The sequence below is a fragment of the Pseudolysinimonas sp. genome (genome assembly GCF_057350545.1).
In genome coordinates this window covers 14784-34181 of the sequence record NZ_JBMRCP010000111.1, presented here as the reverse complement: position 1 = coordinate 34181, position 19398 = coordinate 14784, and the positions used below count along the sequence as shown (strand labels likewise).

Below are 19398 nucleotides of genomic sequence, written 5' to 3'. Positions count from 1 at the left end.
CCGGTCGCCGACCATGACGGGACGCGAGAGGTCGTCGCCGCGCAGCCGCAGCCGGCGCAGGGCCTCGGCCACGACATCCGCCTTCGCGCTGCGCACCTCGTCTTCGCTCGCGCCGGTGAGCTCGTCGAAGTACTGCGCGAGGTCGTAGTGCTCGAGGATGAGCGTCGCCGTCGACTCGGGCTTCGACGTCGCGAGCGAGAGGGGGATGCCGGCGTCGTGGATCGCCCGCAGCACGTCGGGCACCCCGGGGTAGAGCTCGGCGTCGAACACGCCCGTCTGCACGTAGTGCTCGCGGTAGATCGCGAGGGCACGTGCCGACGTGAGCGGGTCGAATCCGGCGAGGTCGCGGAACGAGTCCATGATCGGCGGCCCGACCCATTCGAGCAGCCGCGCGGGCGACGGCACGGCGAGCCCCATCGCTGCGAAGGTGTAGGCGAGCGACGACGTGATGCCCGGCGCCGAGTCGACGATGGTGCCGTCGAGGTCGCACAGCACGGCGGAGCAGGGCCGTTCGGGGCGTTGCCGGTCGGCGTCCATCAGACCAGTCTCGCGTGCCCGGTCTCGAGCCCGCGCATGGCGTCGTAGTCGAGCAGCAGGGTGCGGATGCCGCGGTCGGCCGCGAGCGTCAGCGCCTGTGGGGCGATGGCCTGCGCCGCGAAGACACCCGCGACGGGCGCGAGGTGCGGGTCGCGGTTCATGAGCTCGAGGTACCGCGTGAGCTGCTCGACGCCGTCGATGCCGCCGCGGCGCTTGATCTCGACGGCGACGTGGGCGCCTTCAGGATCGCGGGCGAGGATGTCGACGGGTCCGATCGCCGTCATGTATTCGCGCCGCACGAGCTCGTAGCCTTCGCCGAGCAACTCGATCTGCTCCGCGAGCAGCTTCTGCAGGTCGGCCTCGACGCCGTCCTTCTGCAGGCCCGGGTCGACGCCGAGGTCGTGCGTGGAGTCGTGCAGGATCTCGTGAATCGAGATGACGAGGATGTCGGCGGTCTTCGCCTGCGACACCCGCCACAGCGCGACGACGCCGGCCGCGGCCCGCTCCTCGTCGACCTCCTCGACGCTGAACGTGCAGGGCGGGCTCATCCAGTTGAGCGGCTTGTACGACAGCGAGTCGGAGTGCACGAGCACGCTGCCGTCGCCCTTGAGCACGAGCAGCCGCGTCGCGAGGGGGAGGTGCGCCGAGAGCCGTCCGGCGTAGTCGACGGAGCAGCGGGCAACGACGAGACGCACCCGTCCAGCCTACGGGGAGCCGCTCGGCTGGATCAGAGCGCGGTCGGACCCGCCTGGTTGTCCGTCCGAGCGCGGTCGGCTCCATCCAAGCGCGACTGTTGGCGCTCCCGCGCCGCCGGGATGCCGACCGCCGCGAGCACGATGAGGGCGAACACGATCCACAGCGAGTTGAGGATGCCGACCTGGTGCCCGACGAGGCCGAGCACGGGCGGGCCGACGAGGAATGCGCAGTAGGCGATCGTCGCGACGGCGCTCACACGGGCGGCGGCACCGTTCGGGTCGTCTCCGGCGGCCGACATCCCGACCGGGAAGCCGAGCGACGCGCCGAGTCCCCAGACGACGATGCCGGCGATCATGACGGGCGTGTACTCGACGAGGATGACGACGCCGAGCCCGACGGCGGCCATCGCGACGGCGGCGCGCAGCACGGGCACCCGCCCGAAGCGGTCGAGGAGCGGCACCCCGGCGATGCGCCCGATGGTCATCGCGGCGGTGAAGACGCCGAACAGCAGCGCGGCCTGCCCGTCGTCGAAACCGCGGTCGTCCTTCATGGCGAGGGCGAGCCAGTCGTTGGCGGAGCCTTCCGCGAAGGCCATGCCGAGCACGAGCACGCCGAGCAGCAGGATGCGCGGGTCGCGCCAGGCGGCGAGCTGCGCGCGGAACCCGGTGGGGCCCTCCACGGCGATCGCGTCCGGGTCTTCGAGCTCGTGCGGCAGCAGGCGGGGGAGCAGCACCGCGGTGAGCACGACGACGCCGACGAGGATCGCGATGTGGATGCCGGGCACGATCCCGAGGAACGCCGCGATGGCGCCGGTGCCGGCTCCCGCGACCGAGCCGAGGCTCCACGCGGCGTGGAACCACGGCATGAGGGTGCGGCCCATGGCCCGCTCGACGGCGGTGCCCTCGACGTTCATCGCGACGTCGCACACCGACCAGGCGACGCCGAAGATCGCACCGCCGGCGAGGGCGATCGGGAACGAGGCCACGACCGAGACGCCGACCGCGAGCACGACGAGTCCGAGGGCGCCGAGCGCGAGCGCCGCGAGGATGGTGCGCCGAGCGCCCAGACGGTGCACGACTGCGGCGGCGGTGAGCAGACCGAGCACGGCGCCGAGTGCCATCCCCGCGAGGAAGACGCCCACCTGGGAGGTGTCGAGGCCGAGTGCGTCGCGGATGGCGGGGAGCCGTGAGATCCAGCCGCCGATCACGATGCCGTTCACGGCGAAGGTGAGGAAGACGCCGAACATGGCGCGGCGGACCGTGGCGGTGGCGGCGGTGGCGGACATGGATGCTCCGAGCGGTACTGGCAGTGATCGAATCGTTTCGATCGAATCGTTTCGAGTACGCTAGCACCCCATGGAGCCCGAGGCGAGTGCGACCCCGCGGCCGACGCTCGCCGCGGTCGCGGCCCGCGCGGGCGTGTCGGTCTCGACCGCCTCGCTCGTCTACAGCGGCGCCGGGCCCGTCGCAGCGGCCACCCGGGCACGGGTACTCGAAGCCGCCGCCGAGCTCGAGTACGGCGGTCCCGATCCCACCGCGCGGTCGCTGCGCCGCGGCAAGTCGGGCGTCATCGCCGTCGTCACCGAAGACCGTCTCACCGACGCCTTCCGCGATCCGATGAACCTCGCCTTCCTCGACGGCGTCGCGCACGCCTTCGGCGACGCGAGCGCCGGGCTGCTCGTCATCCCGCGTGCCGCCGACGGCGACGTCGATCTCGCGTCGTCGCCGATGGACGCCGCCATCCTGCTCGGCTGCAGCCTCGACCTGAGCTCCTCCGTCGAAACGCTGCGACGCCGCCGCATCCCGATCGTCGCCGTCGAGGCCGACGCCCTCGACGGGGTGCACGTCGTCGACCTCGACAACCGCGACGCGACCCGCCGCGCCGCCGAGCATCTGCGCGACCTCGGACATCGCGACGTGGCGGTCGTGACGCTCGCCCTCGATGTCGCGCGCGCCGCCGAGCCGTTGACTCCCGAGCGGGAGCGCACCGCGACCGGCCACACCGCGCGCGAGCGGCTCGCCGGGCTCCGCGACGTGTTCCCCGCCGCGCCGGGCTTCTCCGCGCCGGGCAGCTCGGTCGACGACGGTCACGTCGCCGGCCTGCGCCTGCTCGACGTCCCGGCCGGTAAGCGTCCGACGGCGATCGTCGCGCAGAGCGACCTGCTCGCCCTCGGGGTGCTGCGCGCCGCCGAAGAGCTCGGCCTCGACGTGCCGCGGGATGTCAGCATCCTGGGCTTCGACGGGGTGCGGCTCGACGAGGCCGCACCGCACGTGCTCACGACTCTCGTGCAGCCTGCGGTGGAGAAGGGCGCGGCCGCGGCAGCCGCCGTGTTCGCCGCGCTCGCGGGGGAGCAGCCCGAACCCGTTCTCCTGCGCTGCGAGCTGCGTATCGGCACGACGACCGGGCCCGTCCCCTCGTAGGCTGGCTGCCGTGACCGACGCGCAGCTGCCCAGTGGAATCGAGATCGACGAGCTGGATGCCGGGGTGCGTCCGCAGGACGACCTCTTCCGGCACGCGAACGGCTCGTGGATCGACCGCACCGAGATCCCGAGCGACAAGGCGCGCTACGGCTCGTTCTACATGCTCGCGGAGGAGGCCGAGAAGGCCGTCCACGCGATCATCGAGGAGGCGACGACCGCCGAGCCGGGCACCGAGCAGCGCAAGTTCGGCGACCTCTACGCCTCCTTCATGGATGAGACCCGCATCGAGCAGCTCGGCTGGTCGGCGATCGCATCCGACCTCGAGACCGCCGCGGCTCCCACCGACATCCCGTCGTTCGTCGCCGCCCTCGGACGCCTCGAACGGGCCGGCGTCGGCGGCTTCGTGCAGGCCTTCGTCGACAACGACCCGGGCGACCCTGAGCGCTACCTCGTCTTCCTCGAGCAGGGCGGCATCGGGCTGCCCGACGAGTCGTACTTCCGCGAGGACACGTTCGCCGACATCCGCGCCGCCTACCTCGCGCACCTCGAGCGCATGCTCGGCATGGCGGGCATCCCCGACGCCGCCGCGGCCGCCCGGCGCGTGTTCGACCTCGAGACCGAGATCGCGGCGCAGCACTGGGACAAGGTGCGCTGCCGCGACTCGGTCGCCACCTACAACCCGATGACCTGGGATGCCGCCGCGGCCCTCGCGGGCGACCGCGCCGCCCTGCTGAACGGCTGGCTCGACGCGCTCGACGTGCCCGCGAGCTCGTTCGCCGAGGTCGTCGTGCGGCAGCCGTCCTTCCTCGAGGGTCTCGCGCCCCTGCTCACCGACGACCGGCTCGACGCGTGGCGCGACTGGCTGCGCTGGCAGGTCATCCGCTCGTCGTCGCCGTACCTGCACGCCGAGGTCGTCGCGGCGAACTTCGACTTCTACGGCAGCAAGCTCACGGGCACCCCGGAGCTGCGGGCGCGCTGGAAGCGCGGCGTCGCCGTCACCGAGGGCGCGCTCGGCGAGGCCATCGGCCGCGTCTACGTCGAGCGGCACTTCCCGGGCGGCGCGAAGGTCGCGATGGACGACCTCGTCGCGAACCTCGTCGAGGCCTACCGCCGCTCGATCACCGACCTCGAGTGGATGACCGACGAGACGCGGGCCAAGGCGCTCGACAAGCTCTCCAAGTTCACCCCCAAGATCGGCTACCCGGTCAAGTGGCGCGACTATTCGACGCTCGAGATCGACGCGACCGACCTCATCGCCAACGTGCGCGCCGTCGCCGAGTTCGAGTTCCAGCGCGAGCTCGGCAAGATCGGCAAGCCGATCGACCGCGACGAGTGGTTCATGACCCCCCAGACGATCAACGCCTACTACAACCCCGGGTTCAACGAGATCGTCTTCCCCGCCGCCATCCTGCAGCTGCCGTTCTTCGACGAGGGCCGGGATGCCGCCGCCAACTACGGCGCGATCGGCGCGGTCATCGGGCACGAGATCGGGCACGGCTTCGACGATCAGGGGTCGCAGTACGACGGCGACGGGAAGCTCACCAATTGGTGGACCGACGACGACCGGGCCGCGTTCGAGGCGCGCACGGCATCCCTGATCGCCCAGTACGACGCGCTCGAACCGCGCCAGCTGCCCGGTCACCACGTCAACGGCGCGCTCACGATCGGCGAGAACATCGGCGACCTCGGCGGGCTCTCGATCGCGTGGGACGCGTACCTGCTCTCGCTCGACGGGTCCGAGCCGCCGGTGATCGACGGGCTCACCGCGGCGGAGCGGTTCTTCCTCGGCTGGGCGCAGGCGTGGCGCACGAAGCTGCGCGACGAGGAGGCTCTGCGGCTGCTGTCGATCGACCCGCATTCGCCCGCGGAGTTCCGATGCAACCAGATCGTCCGTAACATCGACGTGTTCTATGACACGTTCGGCGTGACCGAGCGCGACGCCCTGTGGCTCGATCCGGAGGATCGCGTCACGATCTGGTGATCCACCCCGAAGTGCCACACCCGAAGCAACACCGCCGCTCTCGTTTGAGGACGCCTTGGTAGACGTGCAGGCTGGGACCCCGCGCCGCGACCGCGTGCGCACCGTCCGGGCGCCCCGGCACCGGTCGCCGCATGCGACCGAGGACTTCTCTGCGACCTTCACGGCGCTCGGCGACCTCGCCTACGACGGAGCGCAGGTCTCGGCCTCGGTGACCGACCTCGATACCGGGCGCACGCTCGTCGCGATCGATGAGCGCATCGTGCTGCCCACGGCGAGCATCGGCAAGATCCTGCTGCTCGTCGAGGTGTCGGCGCGTCTCACCGAACGCGACTTCTCCGGCTACGGGATCCTCGACAAGACGCCGCGGGACTCCGTCGGCGACAGCGGCATCTGGCAGCACCTGCAGGCTCCCTCCCTCCCCGTCGCCGACCTCGCGACGCTCGTCGGCGCCACGAGCGACAACCTCGCGACGAATGTGCTGCTCCGACAGGTGGGGCTGGATGCCGTCCGCTCGCGCACCGAGGCGCTCGGCCTGCTGCGCACGGCCCTTCTCGACCTCGTGCGCGACTCGCGCGGGCCCGACGACGCCCCGCAGCTCTCAGTCGGCTCGACCGCGGAACTCGCGTGGCTGTTCGCGGCCCTCGCGCGCGGTGAGGTCGTCGACACGCTCACCTCGAGCCGCGTGCTCGGCTGGCTCTCGCTCAACTCCGATCTGTCGATGGTCGCGAGCGCGTTCGGCCTCGATCCCTTGTCGCACCGCGGAACCGATCACGGCGTCCTGCTCGTCAACAAGACCGGAAGCGACACGGGCGTACGGTCGGAGGCGGGCGTACTCCGCGGCCCCGCCGGTGCCGTCGCGTACGCCGCGTCGGTGCAGTTCAACGACAGCGGTCTCGCCGCGCGGCTGCGCGTGCTCGACGCTCTGCGGGTCGTGGGGCTCGATCTGCTCGAATACGTGCACTGACCCTCGGGTGACACCCGGTCCCCTTTAAGGGGGACCCCCCGGACTGGGGTGTGTCCGCATTCTGGGGGACCGCCTAGCGTCGACCGTGCGACCGGCGCGCGAACCCGTAATTCGTGCGCCGCCCCAGGTCGCCACACCGCACAACCCCCACATATCTGCGACGCGAACCCGTCCGGGCCCCCGCCGGAGCGTCGCCGGTCCGAGCCGAGGCAGGGCATGCCCTCGGCGAGATCCCCCAAGGACACTCCCCCGTGCTCAAGCGTTTCGTCGCCGCCCTCACCACCGCGATCCTCGCGGTCGGCCTCACCATCGGTGTGGCCCTGCCGGCCTCCGCCCACACCCCGACCGTCACCGCGTCGTGCGCGGGTCTCGAGGTCAAGTTCTTGTACTACGGCTCCGGGACGACCAACAAGTTCACGGTGACGATCGACGGCAAGGTCGTCGACACCCAGACGTTCGGCGACAACTTCACCGGCAAGAGCTACTCGTTCGACGGCAGCGTCGCGCACACGTACATCGTCGAGGTCGACGCCGAGCACAACAACCACGACCGTCTCGTGTCGAAGGGCACCGCGTTCACCGGCACGACCACGCCGTGCACCGCCGCCTGCCTCAACCCGATGGTGCAGGCGAAGTGGTTCACGATCATCACCGAGGGCAACCTCACGGTCAACAACGGCGGCGCGCACGTCGAAGGCACCGCCGCGGTCGGCGGCGACCTCATCGTCAGCCAGCAGTACCACGTGCAGAACAACCACGACGGCACCCCGCTGCCCGTCGTCGACGGCAAGAGCACAGGGTTGCTCGTCGGCGGAAAGGTCACGCTCAACAACAGCGGAGAGGCCTTCCAGGTCAACGCCGGTGCGACGCGCGTCGGCGACACGACCGGCGCCTCCGTCAAGGAGAGCAACCGCTACCACCCCGTCACCGCGCAGGACCGCTTCATCCGGATGTCCGCCAACGCGACGCTCGACCAGGTGAAGGCTCCCGGTCTCTTCGGCTCGACCTTCGCCGGTGCGTTCGACACGATGCGTGCCAACGCGACCACGATCGCCGGCTACGACGACGACGATGTCGCCCTCGTGACGCTGCAGTCGAACGGCGGCGACGGGATGAAGGTGACCCTCGTCCCCAACACGACGAACGTGCTGCGCGTCAACGCCTCGACCCTGTCGGGCGTCACCAAGTTGTTCTTCGGCGACGTGAAGCCGAGCGCGGCCACGCCGTTCATCATCGACCTCACCGGATCGAACACGGTCACGGTCGCCGCGCCGGTGCTCATGAACATCGACGAGGAGTACGTTCTCTGGAACGTCGCGAACGCGACGACCCTCAACCTCTCGACCACCGAGTTCGTCAAGGGCTCGGTGCTCGCTCCCCGCGCGCAGCTCAACCTGACCTCCGGCGGCATCGAGGGCCAGATCGCGGCGAAGTCGATGGTCATCACGAGCGGCGCCGAGATCCACCACATCTCGTACAAGCCGTGCGCCACGATCCCGCCGACGACGGTCGTCGTCTCGACCGTTCCGAGCGCGACCGCCCCGACCTGCTACGTCGACGGCACCCTCGTGCTGCCGACGGTCGCCAACGTCACCTGGAGCGGCGCGACCAACGGCGCCGGTCCCGGCACGTACACGGTGAAGGCCGTCCCGGCCGCCGGCTACACGCTCAACGGCGCGCAGGACACGTGGACCATCACGGTGAAGCCGAAGGGCGACGGCGTGAACTGCGTCGAAGCCGTGAAGCCCACCCTCACGGTCGCGGAGTGCAACGCCACGTCGGGCGCGCTCGTCAGCGCGTTCATCACGATCCCGTCGACGGCGAACCTCGCCTACAGCATGAACGGCGGAGCGCCGTTCACCCCCGGCCAGAAGGTCGACCTGGGGGTCGGCAGCCACACCGTGAACGTCGTCGCCACCAACGGCTACACGAACACCGGTCCGTCGTCGTTCACGATCGTCGTCGGCGCCTACGACTGCAACGAGTCGGTCAAGCCGGCGCTGACCCTCGCGGTCTGCAACCCGACGAACAACACGCTCACGTCGGCGTTCATCACCATCCCGAGCACGACCCCGGGTCTCGAGTACCGCATCACCGGCGTCAACGGCGGGGCGGCCCTCAGCGGCAACGTGCAGCTCGCGGCCGGCACCTACACGGTGAACGTGACCGCGAAGCCCGGCTACCAGAACACCGGCGCGTCGTCGTTCACGATCGTCGTACCGGCCGTCACGTGCGAGAAGGCGGTGCAACCGACCATCACGGCCGCGGCCTGCCACCCGACCACGGGCGTCTACCAGACCGGCTACATCACGATCACCACCGCGACGCCGGGCCTCGAGTACCGCATCGCCGGCCAGAACGGCGGCCAGCCGCTCTCCGGCACCGTGAACCTCCCGGCCGGCACCTACACCGTCACCGTCACGGCGAAGGCGGGCGTCACCAACACCGGCCCGTCGTCCTTCACGATCGTCCTGCCCGCGCTCACCTGCGAGAAGTCGGTCGAGCCGACCCTCACGGGCGCGCAGTGCGACGTCACCAGCGGCGTCTTCACCTCGGCGTTCATCACCATCCCGAGCACGACCCCGGGGCTCGAGTACCGCATCACCGGCATCAACGGCGGCGCGGCGCTCTCCGGCAAGGTCGAGCTCGCGGCGGGCACCTACACGGTGACCGTCACGGCGAAGGCCGGAGTGACCAACACCGGGGCGACCTCGTTCCCGATCACGGTCGCCGCGCTCAGCTGCGAGAAGGCCGTCGAGCCGACGCTCGCCGTCGCCCAGTGCGACGCGAACGGCGACCCGGTCGGCGCGTCGCTCACCGCGACCACGACGACCCCGGGCCTGACCTACACGATCCGTGGCGGCGCGGTGCTCACCCCCGGTGTGGCCACGACCGTCGCGGCGGGCACCTACATCGTCGACGTGACCGCGGCCGCGGGAGTGACGAACACCGGACCCGACTCGTTCACGATCAAGATCGACGACCTCGACTGCAACAAGGCCGAGGAGCCGCTGCTCACGGCCGGCCGGTGCGACATCCTCACCGGCCCGTCGAGCGCCTACGTCACGATCCCCACCACGACCCCGGGGCTCATCTACAGCATCGGCGGCACGGACTACGCCGCCGGCGACAAGGTGAACCTCCCGGCAGGCCCGTATCAGGTCGACGTGCGCGCGATCCCCGGCGTCACGAACACGGGGCCGTCGCAGTTCACCGGCACCGTCGCGGTCGTCGACTGCGAGGAGGAGGAGTACGTCGCCCCCGTCGTCACGCCGCAGAGCTGTGACAAGGTGATCGGCGGCACGAAGGACGGGTCGCTGCTCTTCACGCTCAACAACGACATGACGTACTTCCTCGACGGCGTCGAGGTGAAGACGGCCTCGGTGTCGACGTCGAAGACCGGCGCGCACACGGTCACCGTCGTTCCTGCGGCCGGCCACTACCTCAAGGGCGGCATCGACACCTTCACGGTGAACGTGCCGGCTGCGGTCGGCTGCGACAACGTCTACACGACGCCGCTCGACCCGTTCGCCGACCCCGAGATCTGCGACCCGCAGTCGACCAACACGCTCGACGGTTCGATCACGGTCGTGCACCTCGCCGGTGTGCAGTGGTTCATCGGCACGAAGGCGGACGGCAGCGACAAGGTCGCCGTCGGTGACGACACCACCGTGGGCAATGTGAAGTACGCCTACCCGGCGGGCGACTACTTCGTGTTCGCGGAGGCCGTCGACCCGACCATCTCGATCAAGCCCGGCCACGAGGTCTTCCCGCTCACGGTCGACTTTCCGAAGGACCTGTGCACGCTCGGTCAGTTCGACCCGTCCGCGTCGGCCAAGTCGGCGGTCTGCAACGCAACCGGCGACGACCGCGGCACGATCACGGTCGACATCATGGATGGCGTGAAGTACTACTTCCAGGGCGGCGCGCAGATCACCACGGCGCAGACCAAGGTCGCTCCCGGCACCTACACCGTGATCGCGGTGGCCGACGACCCGCGGTCGGCACTGTCGAAGGACACCTGGGTGCTCACGGTGACCGCGCCGGCGACCATCCTCTGCGACCTCGAGACCCTGGCCTTCACCGGTCAGAACTCGAACGGCGTGTGGATCCTCGCGATCCTGCTGCTCCAGGCCGGCTTGGTGCTCGTCGCCGTGCAGTTCGTCCGGATGCGTCGCGCCCGTCACGTGGCGCGGTAACCCGCAGCATCCGGATTCCGGAGGGTGTCCCGCTCCTCGAGCGGGGCACCTTCCGCCCCTGCCGGGCAGGTGTCAAGACCGTCGCCAGGAAAGGTCGGCGGGCTAGGGTGGGATTCTGACTTTCCGGACGAATGGAGTTGCACATGAAGGGCAAGATCCTCTTCGTGGCCGGCCTGGGCCTCGGATACATCCTCGGAACCCGCGCCGGACGCGAGAAGTACGACGAACTCAAGACCGCCGCGCTCAAGGTGTGGAACGACCCCCGAGTGCAGAAGCAGGTGGATGCGGTCGAGGACTTCGTGAAGGACAAGGCCCCCGAGGTGGCCGACTTCGTCACCGACAACGCCAAGAAGGTCGTCGGCAAGGTCTCGTCCAAGACCCCCGCGAAGAAGCCGACGACGCGTTCGTCGTCGAGCGGCACGTCGTCGACGCGCAGCACGTCGTCCGGCTCCTGAGCCATGTCGGGCGCCAACCCGCACAACTCCGCTCCGCCTCGTAAGCGTTCGGTGTTCGCGTTGCTCGCGGACATCCCGACGCTCGTCACCGACCTGGTGCAGCGAGAGATCGAACTCGTCAAGACCGAGCTCGTCGCGAAGTTCAAAGCGCTCGGCATCGGCGCGGGCCTCATCGCCGCCGCGCTCGTCGTGCTGCTCGGCATGCTCGGTGTCCTGCTGACCGCGGCGATCCTCGCGCTGTCGCAGATCATGCCCGGCTGGCTCGCGGCACTGCTCGTCGCGGCCGTGCTCTTCCTCATCGCGGTGATCGTCGGATTCGCCGGCTACCGCATCCTCATGCGCGGTGTCCCGCCCGTGCCGACGGAGGCGTTCGACAGCCTGCGCCGGGATCTCAGAGCCATCAAAGGAATCGGAAAGCGAGGAACAGAATGAGCATCAACGATGCGAAGAACCAGGCCGCGAAGGCCCGCGCCGAGCTGGCCGCCACACTCGACTCGATCGAGGATCGTCTCAACGTGCCGAAGCGCGTGAACGAGCTCGGTCAGAAGGCGGTCGCCGCCTACGAGAAGAACCCCGTGCCGTGGATCATCGGCGGTGCCGCGGTCGCGGTCATCGCCGTCGGTCTCGTCGCCTGGGCGATCTTCTCGGGTGACGACGACGACTGAGCGCCTCGACTGAGCGGCTCGTGCCGGGACGCGGGATGATGGAGGAGTGAGCTCCACCCGACCGCTCTCGTCCTGGCGTGTCCTCGTGCCGCGCGGGGGCAGCTGGGGCGACCGCGTCGCGGCTCGCCTGCGCGAGCACGGCGGCATCCCGGTGATCGCGCCGATGCTCAACTTCGCGAGCGCCGAAGACCCGGCTGCGCTCGCGAACGCGTTCCACGAACTGCAGGACGGGCAGTTCGACTGGATCGTGCTCACGAGCGCCACGACGGTCGACGTGCTCGTCAGCCAAGGCACACGCATCCCCGACGGCACGCGCGTCGCCGCGGTGGGGGAGACGACGGCTGCGGCTCTGCAGCTCGCGGGCTACCGGGTCGACTTCGTACCGACGTCCGACAACTCGGCGCGCGGCCTCGTGCAGGAGTGGCCGGCGAGCGAGATCCGCGGTCGCGTGCTCGTCCCGCAGTCCGACATCGCCGAACCGACCCTCGTCGCGGGGCTCGCGAAGCTCGGGTTCGACGCCGAGTACGTCACGGCGTACCGCACCGTCGGAGTGCCCGTGTCTCCCGACGTCGCGGCCGACGTCGCGAGCGGCAGGATCGGCGCCCTCCTCATCACCTCCGGCAGTGTGGCCCGTCAGGTCGCCCTGCAGCTCACGCCCCTTCCCGCGTCGACCGTGATCGTCTGCATCGGGCCGCGCACCGCGTTCGACACCCGCGCCGCGGGCCTCCCGGTGCACGCGATCGCGGAGGAGCGCACCTCCGACTCGCTCCTCGACGCCCTCGTCGACTACGTCACGGGCTGAGTGCCCGGGGAGTTTTGTCGGGTTAGTTGCACATTGCTTCGTCCTCTGGCAGCAATCTGCAACTGAGCGTCGAGCTCCGGGAGCGGGCCCGCCGCGCAATTGCAGAACGTCGCCGGAATACGCGACATTGTGCAACTAACGCGACAGGAGCCCGAGCACGAGGAACAGGATGCCGAGCGCCGGCGCGACCCCCTGCACGAGAGCGGCGCGCAGCATCCGCCGGTTCGACGTGACGAGCACGAGGGCGGCGAGCAGCATGCTGCCGAGGGCGAAGAGGGCGACCGCGACGCCGGCGTCCGCGCGGGACCCGGTGGCGATGAGCACGAGGCCGATCGCCGCGCCGAGGGCGAGGAACAGGTTGTAGAAGCCCTGGTTGTACGCCATCGGACGCAGTGCCTCGGCGTCGCGCGCGTCCCGCACTCCGAAGGTGCGCTGCGTCGACGGGCGGCTCCAGAGCAGACTCTCGAGCGCGAAGATGTAGACGTGGATGAGGGCCGCGAGCCCCGCGAACACACCACCGAGCACCCAGAACACCGTCGTCATGGCGCCAGTCTCGCACCCGTTCCTCGAAAGCGGCCTAACCGAACAGCACGCGCGCTTCGTCGTAGCGCTCCTGCGGCACCGTCTTCAGCTGCCCGAGCGCCGCCGAGAACGGCACCTCGACGAGGTCGGTGCCGCGCAGGGCGACCATGTTGCCCCAGCTCTCCTCGACCACCATCGACACCGCCTTCATCCCGAACCGCGTCGCGAGCACGCGGTCGTACGACGTGGGGGTGCCGCCGCGCTGGATGTGACCGAGCGTCGTCGCACGGGTTTCGATGCCGGTGCGCTCCTCGATGATCGGAGCGAGCAGCTCGCCGATGCCGCCGAGTCGCGGACGCCCGAAGGCGTCGAGCCCGCGCTCGGAGTGCGCGTCGTCCATCGAGTCGAGCTTGAAGCCCTCGGCCACCGCGACGAGGGGCGCCCGGCCGCGGTCGCGAGCGCTCTCGACCCACTCGACGATCTGGTCGATGCTCGTCTTCTGCTCGGGGATGAGGATCGCGTGCGCACCCGCCGCCATCCCGGAGTGCAGCGCGATCCAGCCGACGTGCCGACCCATGACCTCGGCGACCATGCAACGGCTGTGCGAGTCGCCCGTCGTGCGCAAGCGGTCCATCGCGTCGGTCGCGATCTGCACCGCGGTGTCGAAGCCGAACGTGTAGTCGGTCGCCGAGAGGTCGTTGTCGATCGTCTTCGGCACGCCGACGATCCGGATGCCGGCATCCGCGAGTCGCTGCGCCGCGGCGAGCGTGCCTTCGCCGCCGATGGCGATGAGCGAGTCGACGCCGTTGAGCTCCATGACGTCCCGCACGCGGTCCGGCCCGCCGTGCTCGAACGGGTTGGTACGCGACGATCCGAGGATCGTGCCGCCCTGCTTCGAGATGCCCATCACCTGGGGGCGGCCGAGGGGCATCGTGTCGTTCTCGACGAGGCCCTTCCACCCCCACCTGAAGCCGACGAACTCCTGGTCGTGGAGCTTGCTGCCGGTGAAGACCGCCGAGCGGATCACCGCGTTGAGTCCGGGGCAGTCGCCGCCGCTGGTCAGGATGCCGACGCTCATGCCCCCATTCTGCCGGGATTGCGGAACGCGGCACGCCGCGCGCAAGTGGTCGCGGTCGGATGCCCCCTATCGCTAGAGTCGGCGGCGGTGCGACGCCTGTTGCGCCACCATCAAGTCAAGGAGCGTCTCAATGACCACCCCTGCGCCCACTCCCGCGCCCGGACCGGCCCCCGTCTCCGACGGCAAGACCCTCGGCATCGTCGGGCTCGTGCTCGCCTTCGTCGCGCCGCTCATCGGCCTCATCGTGAGCATCATCGCCCGCAACCAGTCGAAGGCGGCCGGTGTCGAGAACACGCCGGCGAAGGTCGGACTCATCCTCAGCATCATCTTCCTGATCCTGGGCACGATCTTCCTCATCCTCTACTTCGCCTTCTTCGCGACGATGTTCGCGGCCGGCGGGTTGAACTACACCTACTGAGCCCCGACCACCGGTGAAGGGCCGGAGCGGGCGACGTCGCCGGCTCCGGCCCTTCCGTCTTCTCTCGTCGCGTCGCTCCTTCTGCGCGACGCCGCGGATCGCTAGAGTCAGCGGCGACCGGCCCACTTCAGGGCCCGACTCGAGGAGAACCTCCGCATGACCACTCCCGCTCCTGCCCCCGCCCCCGGCGCGGCCCCCGTGTCCGACGGCAAGACCCTCGGCATCGTCGGCCTCGTGCTGGCGTTCCTCTTCTCGCTCGCCGGCCTCATCGTGAGCATCATCGCCCGCAAGCAGTCGAAGCGCGCCGGCGTGCCGAACGGTCCGGCGACCGCCGGCATCATCATCAGCATCATCGGCCTCATCATCACGGCGATCATCGTGGGCCTCTCGATCGCCGGCGCGGTCGCGCTGCTCTCGGCGTGCGCCGGGCTGGAGCCGGGCGTCTACACGCTCGAGAACGGCGCCACCCTCACCTGCGGCTGAGCCACCCCGTAATCCCCGGATGCCGGATCGCTCACGCAGCGGTCCGGCATCCGTCGTTCGAGGGGCGCGCCGCGGCGCGCGTAGAGTGCTCGCGTGAGCACCTCCCACAGCCTCGCCACGCCCGGGCACGTCCTGGGACGGGCGGCGACCGTGCTCTGGATCGTCTGGCCGGTCGGGCTCGCGGTGAGCGTCGTCGCGATCGTGCGGTCGGTGCGTGCGGGACGTGTCAGTCGCCCGGCGATCGTCGGACTCGTGCTCGCCCTGCTCGCGGCCGCGGTCACCGTCGCGCTCCTGGTGTTCCTGATCACCGGCTTCGGCGGACTTGCCGAGCGGTGCGCTCAGCTCGGGCCCGGTGAGTACAGTTTCGACGACGGCAGCAGCCTCTCCTGCGGATGACCCGGTGGCGCCCACGTCGCTCGCCCGCGATACCCTCCCCCCGATGCTGACCACCCGCTACGCGCCGCCCGAGCGGGTGTCGCTCGCGCACGTGCTCGCGCCGTTGCGCCAGGGCCGCACCGATCCGACGTTCCGCCGCGACGACGCCGGCTGGTGGCTCGCGATCGGCACCGCCGCGGGCGCGGCGACGCTGCGGTTGCGCGAGACCGCGGGTGCGATCGAGGCGACCGCGTGGGGAGACGGTGCCGAGCACGCGATCGACGGCGTGCCCGACCTGCTCGGGGCCCGCGACGACGACGAGGGCTTCGACCCGTCGCGGCATCCGGTCGTCGCCGCGCTGCACCGCCGCTTCCCGGGGCTGCGGCTCACGCGCGCCTCGCGGGTGATGCCGTTCCTCGTGCCGACGGTGCTCGGGCAGAAGGTTACGGGCATCGAGCAGAAGCGTGCCTGGCGTGAACTCGTGCTGCGGCACGGCGAGCCCGCTCCCGGTCCGGCCCCCGCGGGGATGCGCGTCGCCCCGACGTCGGCCGTCTGGAGGCGCGTGCCCTCGTGGGAGTGGCACCGAGCGGGCGTCGGCCCGCAGCGCTCCGACACCGTCATGCGCGCGGTCGCGGTCGGCGACGCCCTCGAACGCACGTCGTCGCTGGATGCCGCGGAGGCATCCCGGCGGCTGCGCACCGTCCCGGGCATCGGCGTCTGGACGGCGGCCGAGACGGTGCAGCGCTCGCACGGCGACCCCGACTCGGTGAGCGTCGGCGACTTCCACGTGTCGAAGCGCGTCGGCTGGGCGCTCATCGGGCAGCGTGCCGCCGACGACGGGATGCTCGAGCTGCTCGAGCCGTGGCGCGGCCACCGGCAGCGCGTGGTGCGGCTCATCGAGGCGGCGGGGATCGGCTACGAGCGGCACGGACCGCGTATGACGATCGTCGACAACCGACGCCGCTGATCCGGGGCGTTGTGCTGTGCGGGGGCGACAGGTGGTTTCCCGGCATCCGCGGGCGCCGCTTAGCTACCCGCCATGGACTGGTTCCGCCGCTTCTCGCGCATGTTCCGCATCCGGTTCGCTGCGAACCGTCGCCCCCCGCTCGACTTCGGCGACGTGTCGATCGTGCACGACCGGGTGTGGTGGAGCGATATCGACGAGCTGCGCCACATGAACAACGGGGTCTACCTCTCGCTGCTCGACCACGCGCGGCTCGACCTCATGCTGCGGTCGCGGGGCTGGCAGCGGTTCCGGGCGGCGAAGGTCTACCCGGTGGTGACGTCGCAGACGATCAGCTACCGCAAGTCGCTCGAGTTCGGGCAGCGGTTCCAGATCGAGACGCGCATCGCCGGCTACGACGCCCGCGCCGTCTACATCGAGCAGCGCGTCGTCGCGCGCGGTGAGGTCTACGCCCGCGCCTACGTGCAGGGGCGTTTCCTGCGGGATGCCGGCGGAGTCGTGCCGATCGACGAGGTCGGCCGCATCGTCGGCGTCGACGTGTCCGAGCATCCGGCACCCGCGTGGCTCACCGAGTGGTCGGAGAACGTGCGCCTTCCGTCGACGCGGGAGCCCGCCCCGTCGACCTGGGAGTAACTCGGTGGTCGAGTAGCCCGCGCAGCGGGCGTGTCGAGACCCCGCCCGAGTCGCGGCGACGGCGGTTTCGACACGCGACCTGCGGCCGCTACTCAACCACCGAGGTGCTGGCTCTCCAGCACGGCCATCGCGGCGTTGTGACCGCCGAGACCGCTCACGGCACCGCCGCGCTGGGCGCCCGACGCGCAGCGCAGGATGCGGTCGTGCTCCGTCGCGACGCCCCACCGCTGCGCCGGGGTGGCGAGCTCCGCGGAATCCTCGGCGAACGGCCAGTCGAGCGGCCCGTGGAAGATGTTGCCGCCCGGCATCCGCAGCGCGTGCTCGAGGTCGAGGGTCGTCTTCGTCTCGATGCACGGGCGGCCGTCGCCGTCGGTGAGCACGAGGTCGGCGAGCGGTTCCCCGAGCACCGCGTCGAGGGAGCGCAGCACCGCGGCCTCGAACTCCGCGCGGCGGGCGTCGTTGTTCTCCTCGGACACGAGCCGGTCGGGCGTGTGCAGCGCGAACACCGTGAGGGTCTGCGCGCCGGCAGCCTGCAGCTCGGGTGACAGGATGCCGGGGTCGGTGAGCGAGTGGCAGTAGATTTCGCACGGGATCGGGTCGGGCACGCGTCCCGCGGCCGCCTCGTCGTACGCGGCGCCGAGGCGCTGCCACCCCTCGTTGGAGTGGAAGGTGCCGCCGAACGCGGCCGCGGGGTCGACGGAGGCGTCGCGCAGCCGGGGGAGCCGTCGCAGCAGGAGGTTCACCTTCACCTGCGCGCCCTCGGGCCGTGCCACCCCCGACGCGCCGAGCAGCTTCGCGAACTCGTACGGGGCGATCGCGTTGAGCACGGTGCCGGCGGCGATCCGGTGCTCGTCGTCGCCGCGGCGGTAGACGACCTCGCCGTCGGGTGTGACGGAGGTGACGTCGGCATCCGAGACGAGCTCCGCGCCCGCTTCGACCGCCGCGTGCCAGAGAGCACCGCTCACGGCGCCCATGCCGCCGACGGGCACGTCCCAGTCGCCCGTGCCGCCGCCGATCACGTGGTACAGGAAACAGCGGTTCGCGTTGAGGGAGGCGTCGACGTTGGGCGCGAAGGTGCCGATGAGGGCGTCGGTCGCGACGACTCCGCGCACGAGGTCGTCGGCGAAGCGCTGCTCGATCGTCGCACCGACCGGCTGCTCGATGAGGGCATCCCACAGCGCGTCGTCGCCGACGAGCCGCTTCGCCTCGGACCGGGTCATGAGCGGCTCGGTCACCGTCGGGAAGAGCGCCCGCGCGAGCCGCGACGTGCCCTCGTAGAAGTCGTCCCACGCGGTCGCGTCGGCGGCGGCACCCAGGGCGCCGAACGAGGCGGCGGGGCGCGCGGCATCCCCGGTGTCGACGAGCAGCCCGCGGTCGGTGCCCGGCAGCGGCGTGTACGACGAGTAGCGCCGGCGGGCGAGGCGGAGGTCGAGGCCGAGGTCGCGGATGATGCGCTGCGGCAGGAGGCTCACGAGGTACGAGTACCGCGAGAGCCGCGCCGACACCCCCGGGAACGCCTCCGCCGACACGGCCGCGCCGCCGAATCCGGGGAGCCGCTCGAGCACGACGACCGTCTTGCCGGCGCGGGCCAGGTAGGCGGCTGCGGTGAGGGCGTTGTGCCCGCCGCCGACGATCGCGACGTCGACCCGACGGGTGCCGCCGGTGATCACGCCCGGCGCTCGGCCTTCGCGTCGAGCTCGCACGCCTCGGGGTTGAGCTTGTCGAGCACCCGGCGGGTGGCCTTCAGCAGCACATCCTTCTCGTCGGGCTCGAGCTGTTCGAGGAAGAGGTCGCGAATGGCGACCGCGTGCTCGCGCATCGCGCCGAGCAGCGCGCGTTTGCCGTCGTTCTCGAGCGTCACCCAGGTGCCGCGGCCGTCGGACTCGCACTCGACGCGCTTCACGAGCCCGCGGCTCTCCATGCGGGCGACCTGGTGCGAGACGCGGCTCTTCTCCCACGCCAGCAGCTCGCCGAGCTCCCCCGTGCGCAACTGCTGCGAGGGAGCCTCGAAGAGCGAGACGAGGATGCCGTAGTCGGCCTGCGAGAGCCCCGCGTCGCGCTGCAACTGACGGTCGAGCTCGCGCCCGAGTTGCTCGCCCATCGAGCGGAAGGAGCGCCACAGCTCCCAGTCCGCGGGCGACACCTCGGAGACGGTCGACATGTCACCCGATGGTAGTCACGACAGGTGACCTGTGTGGAACCTGGG

At 70.7% G+C, this 19398-nt stretch carries 20 protein-coding genes; 13 read left to right on the top strand and 7 right to left on the bottom strand.

Features of this window, described 5'->3' with window-relative positions:
- The 3 genes from ACO1X9_RS15305 to ACO1X9_RS15295 form a co-directional block, all read right to left on the bottom strand.
- The coding region (locus tag ACO1X9_RS15305) for an HAD hydrolase-like protein (protein ID WP_486351714.1) at positions 1-537 on the bottom strand (537 nt) is incomplete at its 3' end.
- Positions 537-1232 carry an endonuclease NucS gene (gene nucS, locus ACO1X9_RS15300; RefSeq protein WP_486351713.1) on the bottom strand — a complete coding sequence of 232 codons (696 nt, stop codon included), beginning with the start codon at positions 1230-1232 and terminating at the stop codon, positions 537-539. The genes nucS and ACO1X9_RS15305, both read right to left, overlap by 1 nt.
- Before the next feature lie 32 nt (positions 1233-1264).
- Positions 1265-2518 carry an MFS transporter gene (locus ACO1X9_RS15295; protein WP_486351712.1) on the bottom strand — a complete coding sequence of 418 codons (1254 nt, stop codon included), beginning with the start codon at positions 2516-2518 and terminating at the stop codon, positions 1265-1267.
- 70 nt (positions 2519-2588) lie between these two features.
- Here ACO1X9_RS15295 and ACO1X9_RS15290 point away from each other — a divergent pair, with 70 nt between their 5' ends.
- The 8 genes from ACO1X9_RS15290 to ACO1X9_RS15255 all read left to right on the top strand — a co-directional run bounded on the left by ACO1X9_RS15290 (position 2589) and on the right by ACO1X9_RS15255 (position 12719).
- The gene (locus ACO1X9_RS15290) at positions 2589-3653 is read left to right on the top strand and encodes a LacI family DNA-binding transcriptional regulator (protein ID WP_486351711.1); all 1065 of its coding nucleotides are present in this window, start codon (positions 2589-2591) and stop codon (positions 3651-3653) included.
- A gap of 10 nt (positions 3654-3663) precedes the next feature.
- Positions 3664-5634, top strand: a complete 1971-nt coding sequence (locus ACO1X9_RS15285) for a M13 family metallopeptidase (protein WP_486351710.1) — start codon at positions 3664-3666, stop codon at positions 5632-5634.
- A 94-nt stretch (positions 5635-5728) separates the two neighbouring features.
- On the top strand, positions 5729-6598 hold the full coding sequence (locus tag ACO1X9_RS15280) for a serine hydrolase (RefSeq protein ID WP_486351709.1): 870 nt from the start codon (positions 5729-5731) through the stop codon (positions 6596-6598).
- 251 nt (positions 6599-6849) lie between these two features.
- On the top strand, positions 6850-10797 hold the full coding sequence (locus ACO1X9_RS15275) for a collagen-binding domain-containing protein (protein WP_486351708.1): 3948 nt from the start codon (positions 6850-6852) through the stop codon (positions 10795-10797).
- Between the two features lie 143 nt (positions 10798-10940).
- Positions 10941-11252 (top strand): YtxH domain-containing protein, encoded by a 312-nt coding sequence (locus ACO1X9_RS15270; protein ID WP_486351707.1) that lies wholly within the window; start codon positions 10941-10943, stop codon positions 11250-11252.
- A gap of 3 nt (positions 11253-11255) precedes the next feature.
- Positions 11256-11684 (top strand): phage holin family protein, encoded by a 429-nt coding sequence (locus tag ACO1X9_RS15265; RefSeq protein ID WP_486351706.1) that lies wholly within the window; start codon positions 11256-11258, stop codon positions 11682-11684.
- Positions 11681-11917 (top strand): DUF3618 domain-containing protein, encoded by a 237-nt coding sequence (locus tag ACO1X9_RS15260; protein ID WP_486351705.1) that lies wholly within the window; start codon positions 11681-11683, stop codon positions 11915-11917. Before ACO1X9_RS15265 ends, ACO1X9_RS15260 begins: the two co-directional genes overlap by 4 nt.
- A 46-nt stretch (positions 11918-11963) precedes the next feature.
- Entirely contained in the window at positions 11964-12719 is a 756-nt protein-coding gene (locus ACO1X9_RS15255) for a uroporphyrinogen-III synthase (protein ID WP_486351704.1), read from the top strand.
- 135 nt (positions 12720-12854) lie between these two features.
- Here the strand turns inward: ACO1X9_RS15255 and ACO1X9_RS15250 are convergent, their stop codons facing one another.
- Together ACO1X9_RS15250 and ACO1X9_RS15245 are read right to left on the bottom strand one after the other, a co-directional pair.
- Complete coding sequence (locus ACO1X9_RS15250; protein ID WP_486351703.1) at positions 12855-13262, bottom strand: DUF1304 domain-containing protein; 408 nt, start codon at positions 13260-13262, stop codon at positions 12855-12857.
- Positions 13263-13296: 34 nt separating this feature from the next.
- Positions 13297-14319 carry a 6-phosphofructokinase gene (locus ACO1X9_RS15245; protein ID WP_486351702.1) on the bottom strand — a complete coding sequence of 341 codons (1023 nt, stop codon included), beginning with the start codon at positions 14317-14319 and terminating at the stop codon, positions 13297-13299.
- Positions 14320-14449: 130 nt separating this feature from the next.
- Between ACO1X9_RS15245 and ACO1X9_RS15240 the strand changes: the two genes are divergently transcribed.
- From ACO1X9_RS15240 to ACO1X9_RS15220, 5 genes are all read left to right on the top strand, one after another.
- Complete coding sequence (locus ACO1X9_RS15240; RefSeq protein WP_486351701.1) at positions 14450-14737, top strand: hypothetical protein; 288 nt, start codon at positions 14450-14452, stop codon at positions 14735-14737.
- A 156-nt stretch (positions 14738-14893) separates the two neighbouring features.
- Positions 14894-15220, top strand: coding sequence for a hypothetical protein (locus ACO1X9_RS15235; protein ID WP_486351700.1), 327 nt, complete (start codon positions 14894-14896; stop codon positions 15218-15220).
- Between the two features lie 93 nt (positions 15221-15313).
- Positions 15314-15616 (top strand): hypothetical protein, encoded by a 303-nt coding sequence (locus ACO1X9_RS15230; RefSeq protein WP_486351699.1) that lies wholly within the window; start codon positions 15314-15316, stop codon positions 15614-15616.
- A 43-nt stretch (positions 15617-15659) separates the two neighbouring features.
- Complete coding sequence (locus ACO1X9_RS15225) at positions 15660-16562, top strand: DNA-3-methyladenine glycosylase family protein (protein WP_486351698.1); 903 nt, start codon at positions 15660-15662, stop codon at positions 16560-16562.
- A gap of 72 nt (positions 16563-16634) precedes the next feature.
- Positions 16635-17192, top strand: a complete 558-nt coding sequence (locus ACO1X9_RS15220) for an acyl-CoA thioesterase (RefSeq protein ID WP_486351697.1) — start codon at positions 16635-16637, stop codon at positions 17190-17192.
- A 92-nt stretch (positions 17193-17284) separates the two neighbouring features.
- Here the strand turns inward: ACO1X9_RS15220 and ACO1X9_RS15215 are convergent, their stop codons facing one another.
- Positions 17285-18862, bottom strand: a complete 1578-nt coding sequence (locus ACO1X9_RS15215; protein ID WP_486351696.1) for a phytoene desaturase family protein — start codon at positions 18860-18862, stop codon at positions 17285-17287.
- On the bottom strand, positions 18859-19353 hold the full coding sequence (locus tag ACO1X9_RS15210; protein WP_486351695.1) for a MarR family winged helix-turn-helix transcriptional regulator: 495 nt from the start codon (positions 19351-19353) through the stop codon (positions 18859-18861). The genes ACO1X9_RS15215 and ACO1X9_RS15210 overlap by 4 nt, the downstream gene beginning before the upstream one ends.
- Between the last annotated feature and the right edge of the window lie 45 nt (positions 19354-19398).